Source organism: Alistipes sp. An116 (assembly GCF_002161005.1).
Taxonomy (GTDB): Bacteria; Bacteroidota; Bacteroidia; order Bacteroidales; family Rikenellaceae; genus Alistipes; species Alistipes megaguti.
The window spans coordinates 53842-77710 of record NZ_NFLR01000003.1 but is presented as its reverse complement, the minus strand read 5'-3'; the positions used below and the strand labels follow the sequence as shown (position 1 = coordinate 77710).

The 23869-nt window shown below is 61.2% G+C and carries 18 protein-coding genes; 7 read left to right on the top strand and 11 right to left on the bottom strand.

Annotated features, from left to right (window positions below):
- From B5E60_RS02775 to B5E60_RS02755, 5 genes are all read left to right on the top strand, one after another.
- Entirely contained in the window at positions 1-3042 is a 3042-nt protein-coding gene (locus B5E60_RS02775; protein ID WP_087309370.1) for an efflux RND transporter permease subunit, read from the top strand.
- Positions 3039-4403 carry a TolC family protein gene (locus B5E60_RS02770; RefSeq protein ID WP_087309369.1) on the top strand — a complete coding sequence of 455 codons (1365 nt, stop codon included), beginning with the start codon at positions 3039-3041 and terminating at the stop codon, positions 4401-4403. Before B5E60_RS02775 ends, B5E60_RS02770 begins: the two co-directional genes overlap by 4 nt.
- Before the next feature lie 203 nt (positions 4404-4606).
- Positions 4607-5077, top strand: coding sequence for a thioredoxin (trxA, locus tag B5E60_RS02765; protein ID WP_087309368.1), 471 nt, complete (start codon positions 4607-4609; stop codon positions 5075-5077).
- Positions 5078-5082: 5 nt separating this feature from the next.
- Positions 5083-5277 carry a 4Fe-4S binding protein gene (locus B5E60_RS02760; protein ID WP_087309367.1) on the top strand — a complete coding sequence of 65 codons (195 nt, stop codon included), beginning with the start codon at positions 5083-5085 and terminating at the stop codon, positions 5275-5277.
- On the top strand, positions 5270-5626 hold the full coding sequence (locus tag B5E60_RS02755) for a MarR family winged helix-turn-helix transcriptional regulator (protein WP_087309366.1): 357 nt from the start codon (positions 5270-5272) through the stop codon (positions 5624-5626). Before B5E60_RS02760 ends, B5E60_RS02755 begins: the two co-directional genes overlap by 8 nt.
- Before the next feature lie 222 nt (positions 5627-5848).
- Here the strand turns inward: B5E60_RS02755 and B5E60_RS02750 are convergent, their stop codons facing one another.
- Together B5E60_RS02750 and B5E60_RS02745 are read right to left on the bottom strand one after the other, a co-directional pair.
- A complete protein-coding gene (locus B5E60_RS02750; protein WP_087309365.1) occupies positions 5849-6583 on the bottom strand; it encodes a FadR/GntR family transcriptional regulator in 735 nt (244 codons plus the stop codon).
- Positions 6584-6641: 58 nt separating this feature from the next.
- The gene (locus tag B5E60_RS02745) at positions 6642-7574 is read right to left on the bottom strand and encodes a hypothetical protein (protein ID WP_087309364.1); all 933 of its coding nucleotides are present in this window, start codon (positions 7572-7574) and stop codon (positions 6642-6644) included.
- Positions 7575-7684: 110 nt separating this feature from the next.
- Between B5E60_RS02745 and B5E60_RS02740 the strand changes: the two genes are divergently transcribed.
- Together B5E60_RS02740 and B5E60_RS02735 are read left to right on the top strand one after the other, a co-directional pair.
- A complete protein-coding gene (locus B5E60_RS02740) occupies positions 7685-8677 on the top strand; it encodes an alpha/beta hydrolase (protein WP_087309363.1) in 993 nt (330 codons plus the stop codon).
- A 5-nt stretch (positions 8678-8682) separates the two neighbouring features.
- Positions 8683-10104 carry a sialate O-acetylesterase gene (locus tag B5E60_RS02735; RefSeq protein WP_087309362.1) on the top strand — a complete coding sequence of 474 codons (1422 nt, stop codon included), beginning with the start codon at positions 8683-8685 and terminating at the stop codon, positions 10102-10104.
- Between the two features lie 76 nt (positions 10105-10180).
- Here B5E60_RS02735 and B5E60_RS02730 read toward each other — a convergent pair whose 3' ends face one another.
- The 9 genes from B5E60_RS02730 to B5E60_RS02690 form a co-directional block, all read right to left on the bottom strand.
- A complete protein-coding gene (locus B5E60_RS02730; protein WP_204246434.1) occupies positions 10181-11359 on the bottom strand; it encodes an alginate lyase family protein in 1179 nt (392 codons plus the stop codon).
- Positions 11360-11439: 80 nt separating this feature from the next.
- Complete coding sequence (locus tag B5E60_RS02725; protein WP_087309360.1) at positions 11440-12192, bottom strand: SDR family NAD(P)-dependent oxidoreductase; 753 nt, start codon at positions 12190-12192, stop codon at positions 11440-11442.
- Positions 12193-12293: 101 nt separating this feature from the next.
- Positions 12294-13745 (bottom strand): MFS transporter, encoded by a 1452-nt coding sequence (locus B5E60_RS02720; protein WP_087309359.1) that lies wholly within the window; start codon positions 13743-13745, stop codon positions 12294-12296.
- A 19-nt stretch (positions 13746-13764) separates the two neighbouring features.
- A complete protein-coding gene (locus B5E60_RS02715) occupies positions 13765-14109 on the bottom strand; it encodes a cupin domain-containing protein (protein ID WP_087309358.1) in 345 nt (114 codons plus the stop codon).
- Positions 14110-14145: 36 nt separating this feature from the next.
- Positions 14146-16353: a heparinase II/III domain-containing protein gene (locus B5E60_RS02710; protein WP_087309357.1), complete on the bottom strand. Its 2208-nt coding sequence runs from the start codon at positions 16351-16353 to the stop codon at positions 14146-14148.
- 4 nt (positions 16354-16357) lie between these two features.
- A complete protein-coding gene (locus tag B5E60_RS02705; protein ID WP_239403185.1) occupies positions 16358-18616 on the bottom strand; it encodes a chondroitinase-B domain-containing protein in 2259 nt (752 codons plus the stop codon).
- Between the two features lie 17 nt (positions 18617-18633).
- A complete protein-coding gene (locus tag B5E60_RS02700) occupies positions 18634-20043 on the bottom strand; it encodes a polysaccharide lyase 6 family protein (protein WP_162611586.1) in 1410 nt (469 codons plus the stop codon).
- 108 nt (positions 20044-20151) lie between these two features.
- The gene (locus tag B5E60_RS02695) at positions 20152-22143 is read right to left on the bottom strand and encodes an IPT/TIG domain-containing protein (protein ID WP_087309354.1); all 1992 of its coding nucleotides are present in this window, start codon (positions 22141-22143) and stop codon (positions 20152-20154) included.
- 18 nt (positions 22144-22161) lie between these two features.
- Entirely contained in the window at positions 22162-23868 is a 1707-nt protein-coding gene (locus B5E60_RS02690; protein WP_087309353.1) for an IPT/TIG domain-containing protein, read from the bottom strand.
- Position 23869: the final 1 nt, after the last annotated feature.

Genomic DNA, 23869 nt, shown 5'->3' with positions numbered 1-23869 from the left:
ATGAACATCTCCGAACTCAGCATCCGGCGTCCCGTGCTGGCATCCGTGATGACGATCATCATTCTTCTGTTCGGCTTCATCGGATACAAGGCCCTCGGCGTGCGCGAATACCCGAGCGTCGACAACCCGATCATCTCGGTGCAGTGCTCCTACCCGGGAGCCAACGCCGACGTGATCGAGAACCAGATCACCGAACCCCTCGAGCAGAACATCAACGGCATCCCGGGCATCCGCTCGCTGTCGAGCACCAGCCAGCAGGGTCAGAGCCGCATCACCGTCGAATTCGAACTCTCGGTCGATCTCGAAACCGCCGCCAACGACGTGCGCGACAAGGTCTCGCGGGCGCAGCGCTACCTGCCGCGCGACTGCGACCCGCCGACGGTCACGAAGGCCGATGCCGACGCCACGCCGATTCTGATGGTGACGATCCAGAGCGACAAGCGCTCGCTGCTCGAACTGAGCGAAATCGCCGACCTGACGGTCAAGGAGCAGCTGCAGACGATCAGCGACGTGAGCGGCGTGCAGATCTGGGGTGAAAAGCGCTACTCGATGCGGCTGTGGCTCGACCCGGCGAAGATGGCCGGCTACGGCGTAACCCCCTCGGACATCAAGGATGCCCTCGACCGCGAGAATGTCGAGCTCCCCTCGGGCAGCATCGAGGGCAACACCACCGAACTGACCATCCGCACGCTGGGGCTGATGCACACCTCGCAGGAGTTCAACGACCTGGTGATCCGCGAGGACGGCGACCGCATCATCCGCCTGAGCGACGTCGGACGCGCCGAACTCGGCCCGCAGGATACGCGCAGCTACATGAAGATGAACGGCATCCCGATGGTGGGCGTGGTGGTCGTCCCGCAGCCGGGCGCCAACCACATCGAGATCGCCGACGCCGTCTACGAACGCATGGAGACGATGAAGAAGGATCTGCCCGACGACGTGGTCACCTCCTACGGTTTCGACAACACGCGCTTCATCCGCGCCTCGATCGACGAGGTGAAGCAGACCGTCTACGAGGCCTTCGTGCTGGTGATCATCATCATCTTCCTCTTCCTGCGGAACTGGCGCGTGACGCTCATCCCCTGCATCGTGATCCCCGTCTCGCTGATCGGTACGTTCTTCATCATGTACGTGGCCGGCTTCTCGATCAACGTCCTCTCGATGCTGGCCGTCGTGCTGTCGGTCGGTCTGGTCGTCGACGACGCCATCGTGATGACCGAAAACATCTACATCCGCATCGAACGCGGCATGTCGCCCCGCGACGCCGGCATCGAAGGGGCCAAGGAGATCTTCTTCGCCGTCCTCTCGACCTCCATCACGCTGATTGCCGTCTTCTTCCCGATCGTCTTCATGGAGGGGACCACCGGACGTCTGTTCCGCGAATTCAGTCTGGTGATCTCCGGCGCCGTCTTGATCTCGACCTTCGCGGCGCTGACCATCACCCCGATGCTGGCCACCAAGCTGTTGGTGCGCCAGGAGCGCAAGAACTGGTTCTACAACGCCACGGAGCCCTTCTTCGAGTGGTTAAACCGCTTCTACGCCTCGACTCTGGCCTCGCTGCTGCGACGCCGCTGGCTGGCGCTGCCCGTCGTCGCGCTGACACTCGGGCTGATCGGCTGGCTGTGGAGTGCCATCCCCGCCGAAATGGCCCCGCTGGAGGACCGTTCGCAGATCACGATCAACACGCGCGGCTCCGAAGGCGCCACCTACGAGTACCTGCGTGACTATACGGAGGAGATCAACCAACTGGTCGATTCGCTGGTTCCGGAGGCCGCCTCGGTCATGGCCCGCGTCTCGAGCGGATCGGGCAACATCCGCGTCTCGCTCACCGATATCGCCGACCGCAAACGCTCGCAGATGGAGATTGCCGAGGAGCTCTCGGCCGCCGTGCGCTCGAAGACCAAGGCGCGTTCGTTCGTCCAGCAGCAGAGCACCTTCGGCGGACGCCGCAGCAACATGCCCGTGCAGTACGTGCTGCAGGCCACGAGCCTCGAACGCCTCGAGGAGGTGCTGCCCGAGTTCATGCGCCGGGTCTACGAGAGCCCCGTCTTCCAGATGGCCGACGTCGACCTGAAGTTCAGCAAACCCGAGGTGCGCATCGAGGTCAACCGCGACAAGGCCAACCTGCTGGGGGTCTCGACGCGCAACATCGCCCAGACGCTCCAGTACGGACTGAGCGGCCAGCGCCTCGGCTACTTCTACATGAACGGCAAGCAGTATGAGATTCTGGCCGAGATCAACCGCCAGCATCGCAACAAGCCCGCCGACCTGCGGTCGATCTACGTGCGCAGCGACAAGGGCGAGATGATCCAGATGGACAACCTCATCTCGCTGGTCGAGAACGTCGCCCCGCCGAAGCTCTACCACTACAACCGCTTCCTCTCGGCCACCGTCTCGGCCGGTCTGGCCAAGGGCCGCACCATCGGGCAGGGACTCGACGAGATGGACCGCATCGCCGAAGAGACGCTCGGCGACGACTTCCGCACGGCGCTGGCCGGCGATTCGAAGGAGTTCCGCGAGAGTTCGTCGAGTCTGATGTTCGCCTTCATCCTGGCCATCGCGCTGATCTATCTGATTCTGGCGGCGCAGTTCGAGAGTTTCAAGGACCCGCTGGTCATCATGCTCACCGTGCCGCTGGCCATCGCCGGCGCGCTGGTCTTCATGTGGAGCACCGACCAGACGATGAACATCTTCAGCCAGATCGGCATCATCATGCTGATCGGTCTGGTGGCCAAGAACGGCATCCTGATCGTCGAGTTCGCCAACCAGAAGCAGGAGGCCGGCATCGACAAGCGGCACGCCATCGCCGAGGCGGCCCAGCAGCGTCTGCGCCCGATTCTGATGACCAGCGCCTCGACCGTGCTGGGCATGCTGCCGCTGGCCGTGGCTTCGGGCGAGGGTGCCGCCGGACGCGTGGCCATGGGTGTGGCCGTCGTGGGCGGCATGGTGGTCTCGACGCTGCTGACACTCTACATCGTCCCGGCCATCTACAGCTACGTCTCGACCGACCGGTCCCGCAAATCGAAAAAACAACAGGCATGAAACACCTCCTTCTGACCATACTCCTGGCGGGATTCGGGGCCGCAGCACTGGCCCAGACCCCGACAAACCCAAGTCCCGAACCGATGCGGGACTTCCCCGAGAACGAACCGCTGACGCTGCGCCGCTGCCTGGAGATCGGACTCGAACGCAACTACGACGTGCGCATCGTCCGCAACGAAGAACGCATCAGCGACAACAACGCCACGGCCGCCAATGCCGGCATGCTGCCCACGGTGGACCTCCAGGCGGGCTACACCGGCACGTGGGACAACCGTCGCGGCACGACGCTGCGCGACGGCTCGCAAAGCACCGAAACAAGCGTCTACGACCAGACGGCCAGCGTGGGTGTGGCCGTGAACTGGACGCTGTTCGACGGCTTCCGCATCCGGACCACCTACGACCGCCTTCGGGAGCTGCAGCAGATGGGAGCCCTGCAGACCCGCATCACCATCGAGGACTTCATGGCCAACCTCACGGCCGAATACTACAACTACCTGCAGCAGACGTTGCGGCTCAGGAATTTCCGCAATGCGGTGCAGCTCTCGCGCGAACGGCTGCGCATCTCCGAGGAGCGTTTCCGCGTGGGCAACTTCTCGCGGCTCGACCTGCTGCAGGCCCGCGTGGACTTCAACGCCGACAGTTCGCAGTACATGTCGCAGCAGGAGGTGGTCACCGCCTCGCGCATCCGCATCAACGAGTTGCTGGCCCACGAGAACCTCGACCGCCGGATCGCCGTGCAGGACTCGGTGATCCGGGTCAACGCCTCGCTCGACTGGGACGAACTGCTCGACCGCACGCTCTCGGCCAACGCTTCGCTGCTGATGGCCGGCCACGACACCGCCATCGCGGAGTTCGACCTGAAGATCCTCCAGGCGCGGAACTACCCCTATGTCAACCTCTCGACCGGCTACGGATACTCCTACAACCTCTACGGCACGGGCACGAACCGTTCGCGCGGCACACTCGGGCTGAATGCCGGGGTTTCGGTGGGCTTCACCCTCTTCGACGGCAACCGCCGCCGCGAACAGCGCAACGCCCGCATCAGCGTCGAGAATGCCGAGCTGACGCGCCAGCAGCTCGAACTCTCGCTGCGGGCCAACCTCTCGAACTTCTGGCAGGCCTACCGCAACAATCTCGAGGTGATCCATCTGGAGGAGGACAACCTTGTGGCGGCCCGCGAAAACTACGAGATTGCCATGGAACGCTACCGGCTGGGCGACCTGCCGGGCATCGAGATGCGCGAGGCGCAGAAGAGCCTGCTGGATGCCGAGGAGCGTATCCTTACGGCGCAGTACAACACGAAACTCTGCGAGATCTCGCTCCAGCAGATCAGCGGCAACGTGCTGATCTATCTCGAATAGGCAGGGGGGGGGTAAGCCGGCAGGCAGGCATCAGCAAGGCATTCGCTTCCGGCTCATTCCACACGCCTTTTATCCCGCTTTCCAATCCCCGCAAAAGGCCCTTTCCCAATCCAGCAAAATATTTTCCATTGGAAATTTGTTTTATCGGAAAATAATTCACAACTTTGCATCGTTATTGATAGGAAACCAACCAAAAAGAGGCCATGAAACGACTGCTGCTCGGAATTGCCGCCCTCTCGCTCTTCGCGACGGGCTGCGCACAGAACAACACGAAGAAAAAGGAAAACACACAAAACACGAAAGAGATGAATACGATTGCACTGACGAAAGCCGACTTTCTGAAGAAGGTCGTCGACTACGAAAAGAGCCCCACGGAGTGGAAATATCTGGGCGACAAACCGGCCCTGGTGGACTTCTACGCCACGTGGTGCGGACCCTGCAAGGCTCTGGCGCCGGTTCTCGAAGAGCTGGCCGCCGAGTACAAGGACCAGATCTACATCTACAAGATCGACACCGATGCCGAGCAGGAACTGGCTGCCGCCTTCGGCATCCGCTCGATCCCCACGCTGCTCTTCATCCCCATGGAGGGCAAACCGCAGATGGCCCAGGGTGCCCTGCCCAAAGCCACGCTCAAGAAGGCCATCAACGAAATCATGCTCAACAACAAGCAGTAACAGTCATGGCCCTGATGATCGACGCGGAGCTCTGCCCGCAAAACCACCGCTGTCCGCTGATCCGGCTCTGCCCGGTCGAGGCCATCTCGCAGGAGGGATTCTCGCTTCCGGTGATCGACCCGACACGTTGCATCGAATGCGGCAAGTGCATGCGCCATTGCGGCATGCAGGCCATCCACAAAGCCGCACAAAATGGATAAGCTCTGCCGCATCCGCGACCTGCAGCGGGCCGTCATGCGCTTCGAAGCCGATTTCGAGGCGCATTACGGTATTTCGCTCAACGAAGGAATGACGCTCTGCTCCCTCTCGCGGTGCGAAAAGATGTGCCCCGGCGAACTGGGCGAGGCGCTCGGGTTGACGCCGTCGAACATGTCGAAGGTGCTCCGCTCGGTCGAATCGAAGGGGCTGGCAGTCCGGGAAATGTGCTGCAAGGACCGACGCCAGTTCTTCTACTCCGTCACGCCGCAGGGGCGCCGGCTGCTCGAAACGCTCGACTGCCAGTCGCTCGAACTCCCCGCTCCACTGCAGGAGTGGCTCAACCGCGAATAAGGATCCGCAAGGCGGATGGCGCCGACGAAGAGGGCCAATGAAAGCAAGGCTGACAGAGAGGGCCGCCGGAGATGGGACAGGCGGAAAGGGTCGGTCAAAGATGAGGCTAATGGAAAGGACCGGTCAGAGACAAGGACGGTCGAGGCCGCCAGACCCTGTTGCCTCATACACAAAGAAGAGGGACGAGCCACAAAGGCACGTCCCTCTTTTTATGCATAAGCCCTACTCGTTGACGACCGACGTGACGGATTGCTCTTCAAGGAAGTGATTCGGATCGTTGTTCGTCGAGGCAAACTCGCGCAGCGACTTGAAATGATGCCGCAGCATCTCGGCAGCCGCCTCCTCGTTCTGTTCGCGCACGAAACGCAAAAGCTCGCGATGCTCGAAGCAGACCTCCTCGGAAGGGACCGAGCAGACCCGGTAACGCTGATAGTAGCGCAGCACATCGGGCGTGATGACCAACAGCAGCGAAGCAATCACCGGATTGTGTCCGCCGCGGACCAGCGCCTGATGATAGGCGAAGTCCTTCGAGACGCGTTCGTCGGTGTAGAACTTCTCCTCGCACTCCTTGAGAGCCTCTTCCATGGCGACCAGATCATCGACCGTGCGGTTGCGGGCACTCAGACGGATGGCCTCGATCTCAAGCAGAATACGCACGTAGACCAGCGACGCAAAGTCGTACTGTTCGATCTGAAGGGCATCGGTAATCATACGCTCGAGAATTTGCATCTTCTCCTGCGCAACAACCGTACCGCTCTGCGGGAAGGTCTGGACGATGCCGTAAAATTCGAGTTTCTGGAAGGCCGCCCGGACGTGAGCGCGTCCTACGCCAAGCTTTTCGGCCAGACGGCGCTCGGCCGGAAGACGCTCACCGGGTTGCAGACGTCCCGAATAGAGTTGCTCCTTGATATACTTCAGGACGGTTTCGACTTGTTTGATATTGGGCGAGTAGTTCATTCAGGGTTAATTTCTGTTGACGGTACAAAGGTCATAAAAAAAACCAATTCAACCAAAATTATCGAACGACCTTTTCTACTGAAAAATCAGCAAACTGAACAATCTCGTCCCGCAACTCCGGTTTCAGCGACCCGTTGGCACCGATACTGCGGTAGATGCCCCACTTGGGACGAATGCCCGTCGAACCTTCGCGCCACATGTTGCGCGTATGCTTCGAGACCGAGATCAGCGTCTTGCCGTCGGAGACGCGCTTGACCAGCAGCTGGTAGCTTCCCTCCACGTCGCAAACCACACGCTCCTCGACCTCGACCCACTGGCCCAGGAAATCCGACAGCGGAACCTTGGCCAGATAGATATTGCCGGTCTTATCGGCCGAAGGACCCACGTAGATCACCTGCAGCTGCCGACTGCCGTTGGAGAGCGTACGGGGCGTAAAGGTAATCAGCGGATAATCGATGTCGGCCGTCTCCTGAGCATTGTCAATCCCCTTGATCTGGTGTACGTGGCAGAAGTTCTTCGTCGTCAGCATTCCCTCCGGAAGACGAAACTTCCAGCGGAAAATCATCTCTTCACCCTTCTGCGCCACCATCGACTCGGGCGATTTGGCGTCGGTCTTGATCTCGTTGCGCTGACGGTCCGTCACGTTGGGTTTGCCGCGGTCGTCGTCGTTCTCCACATGGATATAGAAATCGAAGACATACTCGCCGAGCTCCTCGGAGTAGGATTGCTGCACGTGCTGGAACGGAGCCTCGGCATGGGCCCCCGACTGATCGGGAGCTTCGTAGTTGAAGCCGTTGCGCAGAATCAGGTCATAGGTCCCGGCCGAATTGCCGTCGGCCCGAAGCTCGCCGCCATAAAATGGAGGTTCATCATCCGTGTCCGTATCCGAAGGCATCTCCTCGGGTGGCGTCACCGGTGCGGACGCATTCCCCGAACAGGCCGAGAAAACCGGTCCGGCAAGCAGCGAAATCAATAAAATCAGTCGTTTCATGTTTGCTTTTCTTGTTTTTATCGCTATCTTTGTTCGTACTTAAATTTTGGTTAACCAATTTCCAAAGTCAAACAAAAGTAGTAAAAATTTCCTAACCCGACCTGAAAATCATGAAAAAAATCCTTTTTGCAGCACTTCTGGCCGTGACATTCACGGCCTCGGCGCAACAGGCCGCACAACAGCCGGCCCAGGTTACGAACCGCTATTCGATGAAACTGAAACAGAATACGGACGGCAGCTATTCGCTCATCAACGAGGCCCGTTACGCCAAGCTGGTCGACCTCTCGAAGGTCGAGGGGCTGCTTGAGCCCTATACCTACCAGCGCGACCGGCTGCAATCGAAGGACTACAAAGGAGTCGAGGTGCGCGAGTACGTCTACCGCACGCACGACGGTTATGAGCTGAAGATGGCCGTCGACATGGCCGTGAGCGAGCAGCCCACTCCGGTGGTGATCTACTGCCATGGCGGCGGCTGGGCCCGCGGCAACAACGGCGCCCTGCGCACCCTGTCGCAGTACATGGCCAAACAGAAGGGCGTAACGGGTGTCCGTATCGCCTATACGCTGGCCCCGCAGCCCGGCGCCACGGTCGAGGTTTCGATCGACGACGTGCTGGCCGCCGTCAAGTACCTGCGCGACCACGCCAAGGAGCTGAACATCGACCCTTCGCGGATCGGATTTGTCGGCAATTCGGCCGGCGCCCATCTGGCTGCCGTCGGCGCCATGCGCACGCAGGGGGCGAAGGCCTTCGTCGGCTACTCGGGCATTTACGACCTGGAGACGGCCGCCATCTGCCAGCGTTCGAAGGATCCGCAGCGCATCGGCTACTTCTGCGACCGCGACCCGAAGGTGCTGCACGCCGCCTCGCCCGTGAACCTCGTACCGAAGAAGAACGTTCCGGCAGCGCTGCTCTTCTGCGGCACGGCCGACATCACGGTCGAGTGCGCACAGAGCAAGGCCTTCGCCGCAGCCCTCGAGAAGCGCGGCGGAAAGGTCGACCTCGAGGTGCTCGAGAACTACGACCACAACCTGAGCGCCAAGGCCTCGGACAAGATGGAGGAGGTCTTCTTCAAGACGGTGGATTTCCTGGCTGAAAACCTCTGACCGCAATGAAGCGCACACTGCTCATGCTCCTTGCCGCAACGACGACCTGGAGCGCCCAGGGCAAGGTAACCCTGCCTGCCATCTTCGGGGACAACATGGTGCTGCAACAGCAGCAGAAGGTCCTCCTCTGGGGCGAATCCGACCACGAGGAGGTGACACTCGCCGCCTCGTGGAGCGACACCCCGGTGCGTGCGGCCGTCGAAAAGGGGCGCTGGAAGGCTGAAATCGCCACCCCCGAGGGATCCTACGCCTCGCAGACGCTCACGGTGAGCGATGCCGACTCGAAAGTGACGCTGTCGAACGTCCTGATCGGCGAGGTGTGGATCTGTTCCGGACAGTCGAACATGTACATGCCCCTGCGCGGCTACACGGGACAGCCCGTCGAGGGATCGCTGCAGACGATCATCCAGTCGACGCAGTACCGCGACCGCATCCGCATGATCACCCTTCCGAAAAAGGAGGCCGCAACGCCGCAACGCACCTTCAAGGGGGCCCGCTGGGAGATCCCCTCACCCACGACGGCCGTGCTGATGAGCGCCGCCGCCTACTTCTTCGCACAGTCGCTCACCGAGGCGCTCGACGTGCCGGTGGGCATCGTCTCGACGAGCTGGGGCGGTTCGAAAATCGAGGCCTGGATGGACCCTGCCTCGCTCACCGCCATGGGCTACGACGTGGAGAAGATCAACGCCGACCCGAAAATCCAGCAGCGCGCCAAGTGCGGGCTGCTCTACAACGGACTGATCGCACCGGTGGCCGGCTACACGGCCCGCGGCTTTGCCTGGTATCAGGGCGAGGCCAACCGCAAGGAGTCGGCCCGCTATGCACGGCTCATGCAGGAGATGGTCCGCTTCTGGCGCGCCGAATGGGGCGATACGAAAAACCTGATGCCCTTCCTCTACGTGCAGATTGCCCCCTACTACTACAACGACGCCGCTGCGACAGACGGCGTACAGGTGATGGAGGCACAGTGTGATGCCCAGAAGCTGATTCCCAACTCGGCGATGATCGCCACGACGGATCTGGGCGAGGAGCTCTCGATCCACCCCCGCCGCAAACGCGAAGTGGGCCAGCGGCTGGCGGCCGAAGCGCTGGTACGCTGCTACGGCGTACGGGCCAACTGCTGGTCGGCCGTCCAGGTCAAGGAGGTGAAATTCGAAAAGGACAAGGCCGTGGTCACCTTCGACAATGCCCGCTACGGCATGACCCCGCAGCACGAAGTGGTTCCGGGATTCGAACTGGCCGGCAAGGACGGCGTATTCCATCCCGCCGAGGGGCGTGTCGTCATCTCGAAACCCATCGTCGAGGTGACCTCCAAGGAGGTCAAGGAGCCGGTCGCCGTGCGCTACGCCTTCCACAACTACACGCCCACGACCCTCTGCAACACCTACGGAATTCCCGTCATTCCCTTCCGCACGGATCGCGAATAGGTTTCTGACACGCCGATACGAAAAACGACAGATCCCGAAAGGACCTGTCGTTTTTTTCAGGCTGCCTGGCAACAGCCTACTGCAGTTCGAAATGGAGCATCGCCTCGAAATCGGCTTTCGACGTATGAAAGCCGATGCAGCGGGCCGTCTCGACCCACTCCGGGCGATCAAGCGCCAGCCCCGCCTCATAGAGCAGCGCCGCACCGCGCCGCTGTGCGAAGGGTTTGATCTGCGGCCAGGGCCACTTTTCGGGCGATTCGTAGTAGGGAATCAGATACTCCAGCGCGCGCTGCGCCTCGGGCATCTCCCACAACTCGACGCCTTCGGCACGCGCCACGTTGCGTGCCGTCGAGAGGGCCTCCAACACGAAGGTCGAATAGTGCAGCGAAAGCGTGCGCACCAGCTCCTCGGGAAGCGTACCGTCCTCGGCCACCTGCTTGGCAAACCGGGGTTTGACCGATTCACAGGCAATCTCCCGAACACGGTCGTCAAGTCCCGCAGCCCGGGCCGTCATCAGCCGGATGGCATCGTACCACAGGCCGTGGTTGTTCGCCGCGTGGAGCTCCTTCTGTCCGTTGACGCTGTGCTCCATCCAGTAGAGGAAGGTCCGCGCCCACTCGCGCAGTTCACGGCGGTCGTAGTCGCTCCACGCCGGCGACGAGTCGATCAGTTGGGCGGCATTCAGCGCAAAGGCCATGCGGCGCGAATCGATGATTCCCGTTCCGCGAATCGTCTGACGGCCCCGGATCAGCTGGGCATAGGTCATGTTGGGGTTCATGCCCAGCCTGGGGTCGAGGAACCACGTCCGCAGCAATTGGGCACACTTCTCCGCATAGCGCTCATCGCCCGTCACACGGTAGAGCACCGCCAGCGTGCGGGTCACAGTCCCCAACCGGTCACCGTTCTCACGCTCGGGACAATCGTAGACCTCGGGGTTGCGTTCACCGTCGCGGCGGATATAGGGCAGGCCGTCGGGTTTCGAGGGGTCGGGCCACCAGTAGGGCGACAGCGACAGGTAGTCGCGGCGGTCACCGCTGGGCGGCAGCTGCTTCTTGGCCGTCACCGTCAGCGGCTCCATGCCGAGCAGCGTGCTGTCAGCCTCGGCTGCCACCTCTTCGACCGCCTTTACGGCCCGGGGATCCCCCTTCCGGTAAGCCTCCGCAAGGCGGTCGAGCAACTCACCGTTGAACGAGTACTGCGCGCTGGCCGGCACAAGCGCCGCCAACGACGCCATCAGCAACAAGATGCGTTTCATCATCATGGATCATGGGTAAAAAAAGGGCGGACGCACCCTTTCGGGAAACCGTCCGCCACTCGAAAAAACTTCAGCGTCGACTACGAGAAGAGGACACCACCGTTGATATCGATGTTCGTACCGGTGATGTAGCTCGACTCGTCGCAAGCCAGGAAGCATACCAGGTCGGCAACCTCCGAAGCATTACCCTCACGACGCAGCGGAGCGGTGTGGTGGAGGTTCTCACGAGCCTCGGGCTTCGTGAAGCGGTCGTGGAACGAGGTGTTGATCATACCCGGAGCCAGGGCGTTGACACGGATTCCCTGCGGGCCGAGCTCCTTGGCCATGGCACGCGTGTGGCACATAACGGCAGCCTTGGCCGTAGCGTAAACCGAAGCACCCGGGCCACCACCGTCACGGGCAGCCTGCGACGAGAAGTTGACGATCGAACCGCCGGCAGGCATCATCGGAACTACCTCGCGGGTGCAGAGGAATACCGAACGCATGTTGACATCCATGATGAAATCATACCACTTCTCATCCTGCTCGGTGATGAGCTTGCGGCCCACCAGACCACCTACGACGTTGACCAGGATATCCACCTTGCCGCCGTAAGCCTCGGCAGCCTTGGCGAAGAGGTTCTTCACGTCGGAAGCCTTCGTCATGTCGCCCTGTACGGCAATGGCCTCGCCACCCTCGGCCTTGATCATCTCAAGGGTCTTCTGGGCATCGTCCGGATTGTCGAAATAGTTCAGGCAAACCTTGGCTCCTTCGGCAGCCAGTTTCACAGAAATTGCACGACCCAGGTCGCGCGCGCCGCCCGTTACGACGGCTACTTTTCCACTCAGTTTCATCTCTTTTTAAGTTTTAAAAAGGTTTTACTTGTATTACGTCTTTTCTATTCGGTCAACCCGATCGGGCGTCCTTCGGCAGGACGGCCCGGCCGGGAGAGGTATTACTTGTTCAGCTGCTCGATGCGTCCGCCGAAGAGGAAGACACACAGCAGGCAGGCCGGGACGAGAGCCGCTCCGAGGATGAAGAAGGCCGTCCAGTCGCCGCTCTGCGTCAGGTAGGGGATGCACAGGATCGAGATGATGGTTCCGAGCACGGCCGAAGCGCCGCCCAGTCCGGCCAGCGAACCGACGGCCTTACCGGTCTGCAGGTCGCTGGCAAGGGTCTGGATGTTGGTCATCACGAACTGATAACCGCCCAGGATGAAGGCCATCATGATGACGGCCATCGTTGCCGACGAGGCGACAGCGGCCAGAATCATGCCCGGAATGATGAAGCACGATCCGACGATCATCGCGGCTTTGCGTGCAAAGTTAACGGTTTTTCCACGATTGATCAACAGTCCCGAGAACCATCCGCCGGCTACCGAGCCGATGGCGGCACCCACGTAGGGCACCCAGGCCGACATGGCGATCTGCTTGATGTCCAGTCCGAAGACCTCGATCAGGTAGATCGGCAGCCACGTGACGAACATCCACCAGATGGGATCCAGGAAGAAGCGGCCCAGAATGACGGCGTAGTTCTTGCGCTCGCTGAGCAGCCGTCCCCACGACTTGGCCGTATCGCACGAGACGCGGCATTCGGGCTGACCCGTGATGATGTATTCGCGCTCCTTGTCGGTGATCCAGGGGTGCTCCTTGGGTCCCTTCTTGTTGATGATCAGCCAGGGGATCACCCAGATGATGCCCAGCGAACCCACCACGGCGAAGGTCACCCGCCAGCCGAAGGCCAGGAACAGCATCGGGATCAACACCGGCGAGATGATCGATCCCACCGAAGCGGCCGCGCCAAAGATACCCTGAGCCAGGGCACGCTCCTTCTGCGGGAACCACTCGGCATTGGACTTGGTGGTTCCGGGCCACGGTCCGGCTTCGCCCAGTCCGAGCATCACGCGGAAGAAGGTCAGCGACTTGAGACCCGTCGAGATCGAGGCCAGCGCATCGGCACCGCCCCAGACCAGCGCCGAGAGGGTAAAGCCCCGCCGCGTACCGATCCGGTCGTAGATCTTGCCCGAGACGAGCTGGCTCACGCCGTAGGCGATCATGAAGAACATCGTGATGACGGCCAGCATGTTCTTGGCCTGCCGCTGCTGCTCTTCGGCCGAGGCGTTGACGTCGATCAGCCCCAGCTCCTTGGCAATACCGCCATGCTTGACATATTCGATAGCTCCGTCGGTGAGTTTGGTCACCTCGTCACCTGCCAGCGTCACCGACTTGCCGTCCGAAAGCACCGTATAGGTATCGGCCGCAGCGTCGTAGGTGTAGTCACCCGCGACGCAGACCACCTTCGTATTGGCCACCCACATGTAGTTGAGCGTGCCACGGTCGAGGTAGTTGATGATCGTCACGATGGCGATCAACGCCAGGACGATCCACCGCAATCCATTGATTTTCATTCAGGCAGTCGTTAAGCGGTTACTTCTTGAGGAAATCCTCGCGGTGGGGCGAGAAGGTGTCGATCAGAATACCCGGCTCAAGGCAGACGCATCCGTGGATCTCGTCCGGAGCCACGTAATAGCCGTCGCCCGCTCCGAGCACCTTCTTTTCATCACCGATCGTCAGTTCGAACTTGCCGCTGGCCACGTAGGTAGCCTGGCTGTGGTAGTGGGCGTGCATCGTGCCCACGGCGCCCTTGTCGAAATGGACCTTCACGATCATCAACTGACCGTCATAACCCATGATCTGACGACGGATACCCGGTCCCGGGGTCTCCCACGGAAGCTCGCTCTCGAGCTGGAATGTTTCACTGCGTGTTTTCATATCCTTAATTGTTTTTTAGAGGTTTTTCAGTTTCAATCATTTCATCTTCACCTCGTAGGGACCCGTCCATTCGAAACGTCCCTCGGCGCTCTTGACCGTGTGGTGCTTCCCGGCATCAAACGAGCGGTTGGCCACGCAGAGCGTGACGCTGTGCCCGTCCTTGTACTCGGCCACGGCCACCGTGTACTCCGGCGTATCGACCACCAGCCGCACGCCGACGCACGACGAGGTCAGATTGGCCGACTGCTCGACCTGCAGATCGTACGTGCCGTGGGTCTCCAGCGACGAGAAGAAGGTATGGTTCTTCCTGCCCTTCTCGCGGATCATGTAGCCCTTCTCGGTGCGCAGGTTGAAGTCGGGATCCGAAGCTCCCGATTCGACGAAGACCATCTCGCTGGCGGGCGTCGTGGCCGTCGACAGCGAGTAGAAACGGTCGCCGGTGATCCACGTGAAGGTCGTCGTGGCCGACTTTTCGTTGCGGCCGCGGGCCTGGCACCAGAGGTGCTGGTAACCGTTTGCCTCGCCCAGGGCCGACATCGTCGTGAGGGCCTTCTCGTAGGGGAAGTTCACGCTCACCATGTGGCCGCCGTACCACATCGGGTAGTCGTAGCGGTGCTCCTTGTCGCTGCGGGCCTGCAGCAGGTCGAGAACGAGCGGATACTGCAGGAACGGCGTGGTGATGTAGGCCAGCGTGCGCTGCATGGCCACGCCCGGATAGGCATTGGTCTCCCGAGCCGAGACGATCTGCACGTCCTTGCGCGAGAAGTCCGTGAAGAGGATCTCCGAGTGGTGCTTCATCGACTCGTCGTAGTTGCCGTCGAAGTGCGAACGCTCGTCGACGACCAGCGTGTTGTGGGCCACGGTCTGCATGGCAAACGACTTGTTTTCGTGCGTGTAGTGACCCTTGTACTTGGCCTCGATGTTGAGCCAGCGGGCGGCGCCGTAGTCGCACAGCACCTCGTTGTCGTTGTCGTAGTAGGCGATCGTCAGCTTGTCGTAGTGGCCGTGGCTCAGACCGTGCGAGGTAGCCTTGAGCGTCAGGGCGCTGTTGAGCGCGGGGTCGGTCGAGCGGATCACCGCAATGCCCCCCTCGTCGCCGTTGCGTCCGTCGCGGAAGAGGGCGCTGTGGAAGGTCAGCGGCCGGGCCTCGCCCCGGGCGATGTCACGCGCCACGGCGAATCCGGCATCGGTCGGCAGCACCCAGTCCTGATAGCGCGCCGCCACGTCGAGCAGCGTCTTGTTCGAAGGGTCGGCGTTGTAGGCGATGTTGACGGCATAGACCAGCTCCTGGGCGTCGTAGCCCTTCAGCAGCGCGTCGTTGAAGCGCATGAAGCGGCCGTCGTAGGCCAGCTGCAACAGCGTCGAAACGGCCTTGAGCAGAATGCCGTCGCGATACTGGAAGATCTTCAGATCGGGGCGGTTGTGCTCGATGCACTGCGCGAAGACCATGAAGGGCCAGATGGCGTAACGCTGGTAGTAGGCGCCCTCGGTGAAGTAGCCGTCGGGCGAGAAGAGGTAGTCCAGCTGCTGGATAAAGCCGCCGTGCCTGCCCGTCTCATCCGTACCGTAGAGGGCCTTGCGCACCAGATCCTCGTCACCCATCGCCATGCCGATCATGCCGACGGCCGACGTAGCCCACGTGGCGTGGTTGTGCATCTTGTTGAAGACCTTGTTGTTGGCGCGGTTGCCCTCCATGCCGTTCATCAGGAAGTCGGCCATCGGGCGGAAGAGGTTCTGCTCAACATAGGCCCGCGCGTCGGCCGACATGTAATCGTAGACACAGTCGTAGGCCATCGAGGTGTGGACCAGCCAGACGCTCTCGTTGAGCGTCTGCCAGAAGAGGCGGCCCGGCGTCTTCGAGAGCTTGACGGGGTGGAATCCGAGCGTCGGATAGAGGTCGGCGTAGGCCTTCAGCATGTCGGCCACGCGGCGGGCATACTTCTCCTCGCCGGTCACCTGCCAGGCGATGCCGCAGTCGACCATCTCGTAATAGTTCAGTTTGTGGCGTTCGTGGGTGTAGCCGCCACCGCCGTCGCGCGGTTGGGGCACCTCGATCGGCGAGGCCACGGCAGCATCCGCCCCGGCCAGCGTACGCGCCATCGAGGCGTCGAAGGCAGGCACCTTGCCGCGATCGTCGCGCATCTCGGCCACACCTTGTGCCGTCAGCATCAGCGAGGGGTGTTCTCCGGCCCATGCACCGAGCGTCAGCAGCGCTCCGAAGGTCATAAAAAGCAGTCTCTTCATTCGGTTATTCGTTTTTAACACCTATGCCCAGCCGTGCCAGCGACGAATCCTCGCGCTGCGCAAAGTCGTAATGCGCGGCATCGACATAGACAGGTTCCAGTTCATAGAGCTCTCCCTTGACGGCCTTGCCCGTCATCGAGAGGATGGCGCCGGCATTCCAGAAATTGCACGCCGAGATGGAGACCTTCTCCCAGGTGGCCTCGTCCAGACGGATCGAACGTCCGCCCCGGCCGCTGTTCGAGAAGTTGCACCCCTCGATGTCGAGCACCTGCGGACCGACGAGCCGCATCACCGAACCGCGCTCCTTGTTGCAGCAGTCCTCGAAGTTGCAGCGGCGGATCGTCACATAGGGACCGGCCGTCGACTCGTCGCTGCCGCCGCGGTAGATGTTGATCGGCAGCCCGAGGATGCGGTAGAACGAGCAGTTCTCGATCACCATGTCGTCGGCGTTGTAGCGTCCCTTGTCGTCGCGTTCGGCGGCGTAGTTGATGGCGTCGCCCGAGAGGTCGCGGAAGATCGAGTTGCGGATCTCGACCCGTCCGGCAAAGGTGGCCTGCGTTCCCTTGACGGCAAAGAAGCCGCTCTCGCCGAAGTCGTAGAAGGCGCAGTCGTCCACCCGGAGGTTGTAGGGGCGGATCATGTCGCGGGCCGTCGAGATACCGGCCTTGGCCAGCGCCTTGCCCTCCTCGAGGCGGCCCGAGAAGGCGATCCCCTCAATATGCAGTTCACCGCCATCGGCGATGGTCACCATGTTGTCACCGCGCGTTCCGTTGAAGCGCACGACGGGACGCTCGCTCCCCTTCACGCCGCGGATCGTCAGCGGTACGCGCACCACCATGGCACGCTGGATGGCGTAGTCACCGCCGGCATCGGCCAGTTCGACCACCGAACCCGCCTCGGCCTGCTCGACCACGGCCGGAAGGTCCTCACCGGCATGCACCGTATAGACGCGCTCCGAGCGCGACTGTGCCTGCACCTCGGGACGGTACCACGAGGCCCCCTTGCCGGCACGCATCTCCGTCTCCGCAGGCAGTACGGGAAGCTGCGGCTGAACGTTCTCGAAACCCTTGATCTCACACGGACGGGCCAGCGCGACGCGGTTGTCGCGGAAGGTGAAGCCGTCGGTGCGGTCGACGGCGATGAACGGAGCGTCGGCCTTCGGGTTGACGATCGTATTGCGGGCGAACAACACCCGCTCGGGGGCCAGCGTCCGCTCAAGGTCCTTGCCCGTGCCGAACTCGATGTTCGAGCAGTCGATGAAGGTGTTGTCCGTCAGTTCGACATCCTCGACCTGACAGTAGCGGTTGGGCAGCGAGTTGGGCACGGCGTCCATCAGGGCCAGCGCCGAGAAGAAGCGCTCGCCGGCGATGCCCACCAGCGTATTGCGGCGCACCTTGTGGCCGGCGTTGATCACGCGGATACCGCCCGTATTGCGTTTGCCGTGGCCCACGAAGAGGTTCTCCTCGACCGTATTGCGGTCGCCGTGGCGCAGGGCCAGCACCCCTTCCGACTCGAAGAAGACGTTGCGGCGGATCGTATTGTCGCTCGACTTGATCGAAACCACCTCGACCTCGCCGTTGCAGCGGTCGAAGAGGTTCTCCTCAATGAGCGTATTGGACGACGAGTAGGCCTGCTGCGAGGTGCCGACACGGATCGTCTCGGCGCCGTTCGAACCGTAGACCGGACGCGGACCGAACCAGTTGTGGTCGATGCGGTGGAAGTTCTGCTGGCTGCGCTCCTCGTTGAGCATGACGATCAGCGTGACACCCAGGTTGAGCTTGCCGGTCAGCGTGCAGTGGTCGACGCGGTTGTGACGTCCGTAGAGCAGGATATAACTGTAGGCCATGTCGCGGCGCACGGGGTTGTAGCCGTCGACGACACACTCCGTCAGGCGGCAGTGGTTGGCCACCTCGCGGCCGTTGCGGAACTCGATGACCGAACCCGACGGCGCGTGTCCGTCCCGGAAGCAGAGGCCGCTCACCTCGACCCATTCTCCCGCCAGACGCAACGTCGAGGTGCCCGTGAAGACCACCCCGCCGGGCGTCTGAGCCTCGATGCACAGAGGCTTTTTCTCGGTGCCGCGGCCGAGCCATTTCAGCGTCAGATCGTTGTATATGCCATCTTCGATCACAATGCGGTCGCCGGGCTTCGCCTCGCGCAGCGTCGCGGCCACATCGCCTGCAGCCACGCGGTATTCACGCGCCGGGAGCGTCGCGGCTGCCAGCACGGCCACCGTCAGCAACAGATATTTCAGCGATTTCATCATCTTCTTTCTTACCGTTATTCGGTTTTCCACGAGCACCCGGCCGCCTCACGGATGGCATCCATGGCGGGCTGTACGTTGGGTTTGGCCGGAGCCGAGGTCAGCGAGGGCAGCGAAACACCACGCTGACGACCGTAGAGTTTGTTATCGTTCCATTCGATCTCGGGGGCCGCGGGCTCCGTGGCGCAATCCACGGCGTAGCCCGACGAGGTCGCCGAAACGGTGTTGCCCTCGATCACCGTCGAGACAACGGGCACCACCTGATCGCTCGAACTGCTCGCATAGTTGACATTCAGTCCGTACTTGCAGGCGTAGACCATGTTATAGCGCACCCTGGCATTCTTGACCTGCCAGTAGCCGCTCAAAGCCGGATTCTCCTGCCCGCGCACCAGACAGATGGCCGACCGGTAGCCCGTACCGGCCAACCCCTCGAGGTAGTTGCGCTCGACGGTGTGTCCCTCGCCGATCAGACGGATACCGCCCGTACCCGACATGCCGTTTCCGACGAAGTAGTTGCCCGTCACCGTGCAGTTGTTGCCGTGGCGCATGGTCAGCGTACCCTGGCACTCGACGAAGAGGTTGCGGCGGTAGGTGTTCCCGCACGACTTGTTCGAGACGATCTCGGCCTGCTCGCCGTGGCAGCGGTAGAAGTAGTTGTCCTCGACCGTGCAGGCGGCCTCCTGCATCGAGAAGGTGCTCGTGCCGATGCGGATGGTCTCCTGACCGTTGATCGCCTTGCCGTTGTCGTCACGGAGCGTCACGGGACGCTCGAAGTGGTTCGCGACGATCGCATGGCGGGGCGTTACGCCCTCCTCGAGCCAGACAACCATCAGCGTGCCGATGTTGCGTTTGTCGCGGAAGGTGCATCCCTCAACGCGGTGGTCCGTGCCGTAGAGCGAAACCCACTTCGTGTCGGTTTCGGCATCCTCCCGCGTATTGTCGCCCGTAATGGCGCAGTCATGCACCGTGCAGTGCGAGGAGCCCTTGGCCAGCGTTACGACCGACTTGCCTGAGACGGGTTCGGGGTTGCGCCACCAGAAGCCCTCCACTTCGGCGCAGGTTCCCGAGACCGAGATCCGCGACGTACCCGTGAAGCAGACCGCCCCGGCCTTCTCGGCCCGCAGGATGACGGGCTGTTCGGCCGTACCGGCACTCTTCAACTCGGCGATCTGGTCGCTGTAGAGGCCGTTGCGCCAGACAACGACCGTACCGGGCTTCAGCGTCCCGAGGGCCTTCAGTTCGTCAGCCGACGAGACGTAGAGCGTCGTCTCGGGGTCCGGGGTCGGATCGGAATTCTGCCCCTGGTCGGAGCCGCTGCCCTGGGAGGTGTTTCCGCTGCCCGCCGACGGCTCCACCGCGGAGGCCTCGCCCCCCGAGCAGGCCAGCGTCTGAATGGCCAGCAGCATCAACAATATGGTTTTACGCATCATGCTTGAGTTTCTTCTTAAACGTCCCCGGAAACCCTCCTCCGGTCATTCCGGAAGAGGATTTCCGGTTTCGTTCCCCAATTAACCTACTAAAAAACCGGTTTTTTATTATTCATTCAACGTTTTCGACCAATAGAAGTCGAAGGTGATATGTCCCGAACGATCCTCATTGGCCAGACCGGTCGAAAGATCACCACAAGTCACCTCCTTAATATACAGGAAACCTTGACGGCAGATATCAGTTACACTCTCGGGTTTGCCACCAACTAAACCGTGCGCATAGTTGATATACTGAACAGCAATCACACTTCCCTGAGTCCAGGCACTCGACGATTCCGTATTTCCAAAGGCCGGAGCTGCGGAACCACCCATGGCCTTATAATCTTCGACCGACGTCACAGTTCCTCCCACAACAGAATTTTTCAAATCCTGCTCACTGCTGGACGAGAGAACCCGGAAGTAGAAAATCGGAGTTCCATAAGTTGACGGCATTGCTGTTAGAATTCCATCAAGCAAATAACAATGAGTCTTTAATTGCGAAGGAGAGTTACCGGGAGACTGCCATGCCAGTTTATGCTTCGACGATGCCGAGAGGAAAAGATACGGTTGTACACTATAATATTGTTCCTTCGTTGTTGATGCAGCTAACTGATTGCTTGATGTAACTTCGGGATCAGGATCTCTGAAAATCAAGATATTATCTCCGCTCTTGGCATAGGGATCAATCGCATTGTTGTACCAGTCATCGGCCGAGATCACCTCACCGCTGTCCAACAGCAGGAAGGCATGCTCGCGGTTGTAGTCCGGATAGCTAGTCTTGGAGCTCGAACCGATACCCATCTCGATATTCGGGAAGTAATAGAACGGATAGACCATGGCCGTGCCGAAGTCCACTTCGTTGCTGCCGTTGTAAAGCGCCTTCACGGAAACCTCCTTAGCTTCGGTGAACGTCACGCCGTCCGGAACGATGAACTGCGCCTCGACATCCGTCGGCGTGCCGACCAGTTCGGCCTTGACGCCGTCAACCGTGAAGCCCTCGATCGAGGCCAGATTCTCACCCTTGACCGTCACCGTCTTGCCCAGATAGAACTTATTCTCCTCACCGCCGTCCTGGGCCGTCATCGAAATCAGTTCGGGTTTGGCCGGACCTACGGGCGTCGTATCCAGACGCCAGGCCGAAGCGACCGTGGTCGTCTGAGCCGGAGTACCCCACTGGGCCGTCAGCGCGGCCTCGGCCACAACCGGATCGGCCGCAGCGATCGACGTGGGGAATTTCACCGTGATGGTGTCGGCCTCGGCCGTCATCACGATCAGATCGTACTCGCCCCACTTCATGCCGTTCACCAGATCGAGGTTCTGACCCGTGAAGGTCACCTCGTCACCAAGGACGTTCTGCTCGCCCTCTTTCTGCGAAGCGGCATCGAACTTCGGCGTGTGCAATGTGAAGAGCGTCTCGCCCGTCACGTCGATCGTCGCCGTGCCCCACTCGGCCGTGATGGCCAGTTCACTGTCGCCGGCGGCATACTCCCCGGCCGGAACGGCCACCTTGATCGACTCGGCCGTCACCTCCGCAAAACCGGCCGCCTCGACCGTCACTTCACCGAAGTGTACACGGGTGATCTGCTCGAGGTTGCGACCCGTGAGGGTCACCTCCGTACCGACCATACCCTCGGCCGGCGCATACGCCGTGATCAGGGCGTCGGTCACCGGAACCGTCAGATAATAGGGATAGTGGAAGATAACGCTCTCGCCGTCGGCATCGTAGACATCGATCCACACCTGATAGGTGGCATCCTGCTGAGCGAGATCCAGCGCCGGAATCTTGAACTTCAGCGTCTTGATCGTCTGCTCGGTAATCTCGGCCTCTACCCCGTCCACCGTGACGTGCGACACCAGGTCGAGGTTGAATCCCCCGGCCGAAACCTCCGTACCGATATAGGCACGGACGCTGCCGCTTTCGTCGGTCATCGGCGACAGGGTCGTCGAATTGATCGAAGGCGTATGCTGCGCATCGACCTCACTCTGCTCGGGGCCGCAGGCGGTCAGCGCCGCCAGCGATCCCGCCAGAAGAAGGGTCAGATATTTCGTGATTCGTTTCATCGTCGAATGGGTTTTAGGTTATTGTTGGTTTGCCAGTTTCGAGTAGTCGTAATCGTACTTCTGCCAGTAGCAGTTGAAGGTCACGTCACTCGACGAGGGGGCCTTCGTGTTGTTGTAGGTCTTGAAGTTGACCGTGCGGATGTGGAGGAAGCCGATCCTGCGGATGTTGGCGGCCACATTCTCGGCCGAACCGTCGTAACCGTAGTAGAGCACCATCAGCACGGCGTCGACATCCACCGCCGCGGCATCCGTGCCGGCCGTGTACTTGCCGGCGGCCCAGACGTCGCTGTTGAGCGTACCCTTGGCCGAGCTGATGCCGATGCCGCCCACGGTCTTGGCCTCGACGTCGATCGGGAAGCTCTCCTCGTCGATGTGCTCCAGCGTCTGGTTCTTCACCTGGTCGATCAGCGCCTTCTCGGCGGCATTCGAAGAATCCAGGTAGCGGAACGTCAGCACCGGAGTGCCGTAGCAGTCGCCCTTCACGCCCGTAACGCGGTATTCGTCGGCCGAATTGTTCTCGAAGTAGAAGTTGCGCAGCTGACCCGTCGAGTTGGCCGGCGAGTTGACCTGCAGCTGTCCGGCGCTCATGCCCGAGAAGAAGAAGTAGGGGTTGACCGAATTGTACTGCTCCTCGGTGATCACCGCCTTGTTGGGCGTATTGCCTGCCGAGCAGGTCGCAGCCTGATACTGGTACGAGATCGGGTCGATGACCGTCCGCCAGTCGGAGTTGGCATAGACGCGGCCCGTCTGGGGCGAGAAGAACGACGACATCGACTCCACGTCGCGGCCCTGGGCCCAGACGCGCATGTTCTCCCAGAACATCAGGTAGGGAACGTAGACCACAAAGGCTTCGCTGAGCGTAATCGTTTCGTTGCCGTCGAAGTATTCGGCCACAACGGTCGTCTCGGTGTCGCCGTCCTGGAAATCACCGGCCGGAACCGTGAAGGTCAGCGACGTGGGCTGTTTCGATATCAGGGCCTCGAACTCGCCGACCAGAATGCGGTCGACCTTGTCGAGGTTCTCGCCCGTCAGCGTCACGGACTTGCCGACGGCCGTACGCTCGAGCGTCACCGGCTGGTCGAAGACCGGAACCACGCGCACCACCTCGATCGAGGGGGCCTCGTCGAGCGGCGTGGTCACCGACGAGGTGCCGTCGAAGTAACGCAGCGTGATGCGCACGTTGCCGTTCTCGACATAGGGAACGCGGGCCACGATCTCCGTGGTGCTCTGCTCCTGGATATCGCCCTCGTGGCCGTTCTCCTGCCCCTCGGCCGTGAAGATCACCGCCTCGACGGCCGAGAGATCCGTACCCGTCAGGAGCAGCTGCTCGCCCATGACCACCGACTCCTGCAGCAGGGCCGGCTTCAACGACGGAACGGCATACGAATAGGTGAATTCGCTCTCCGATTCACCCTTGCCCTGGGTATTCTCGAGGATGATCCGCCCGTCGCGGCCGTTGGCTCCGGCCACGATCGACAGACGCGTATCCGAGACCTTCTCCTTGATGACCATCTCCTGGTCACCGATGTAGGCCTTTGTCACACCGCTCAGGTGCTGACCCGTGATGATGATCTCCGTACCCACGGGGGCCGAAGCCGGCGAGAAACTCTCGATCAACGGCGCATAGAGCGTCACATCGTCCACGTAGGTCTTGTCGCAACCCGTCGCCAGCAGCATCCCGACGGCCGTTGCAAAAGCACATATTCGATTCAAGATTCGTTTCATA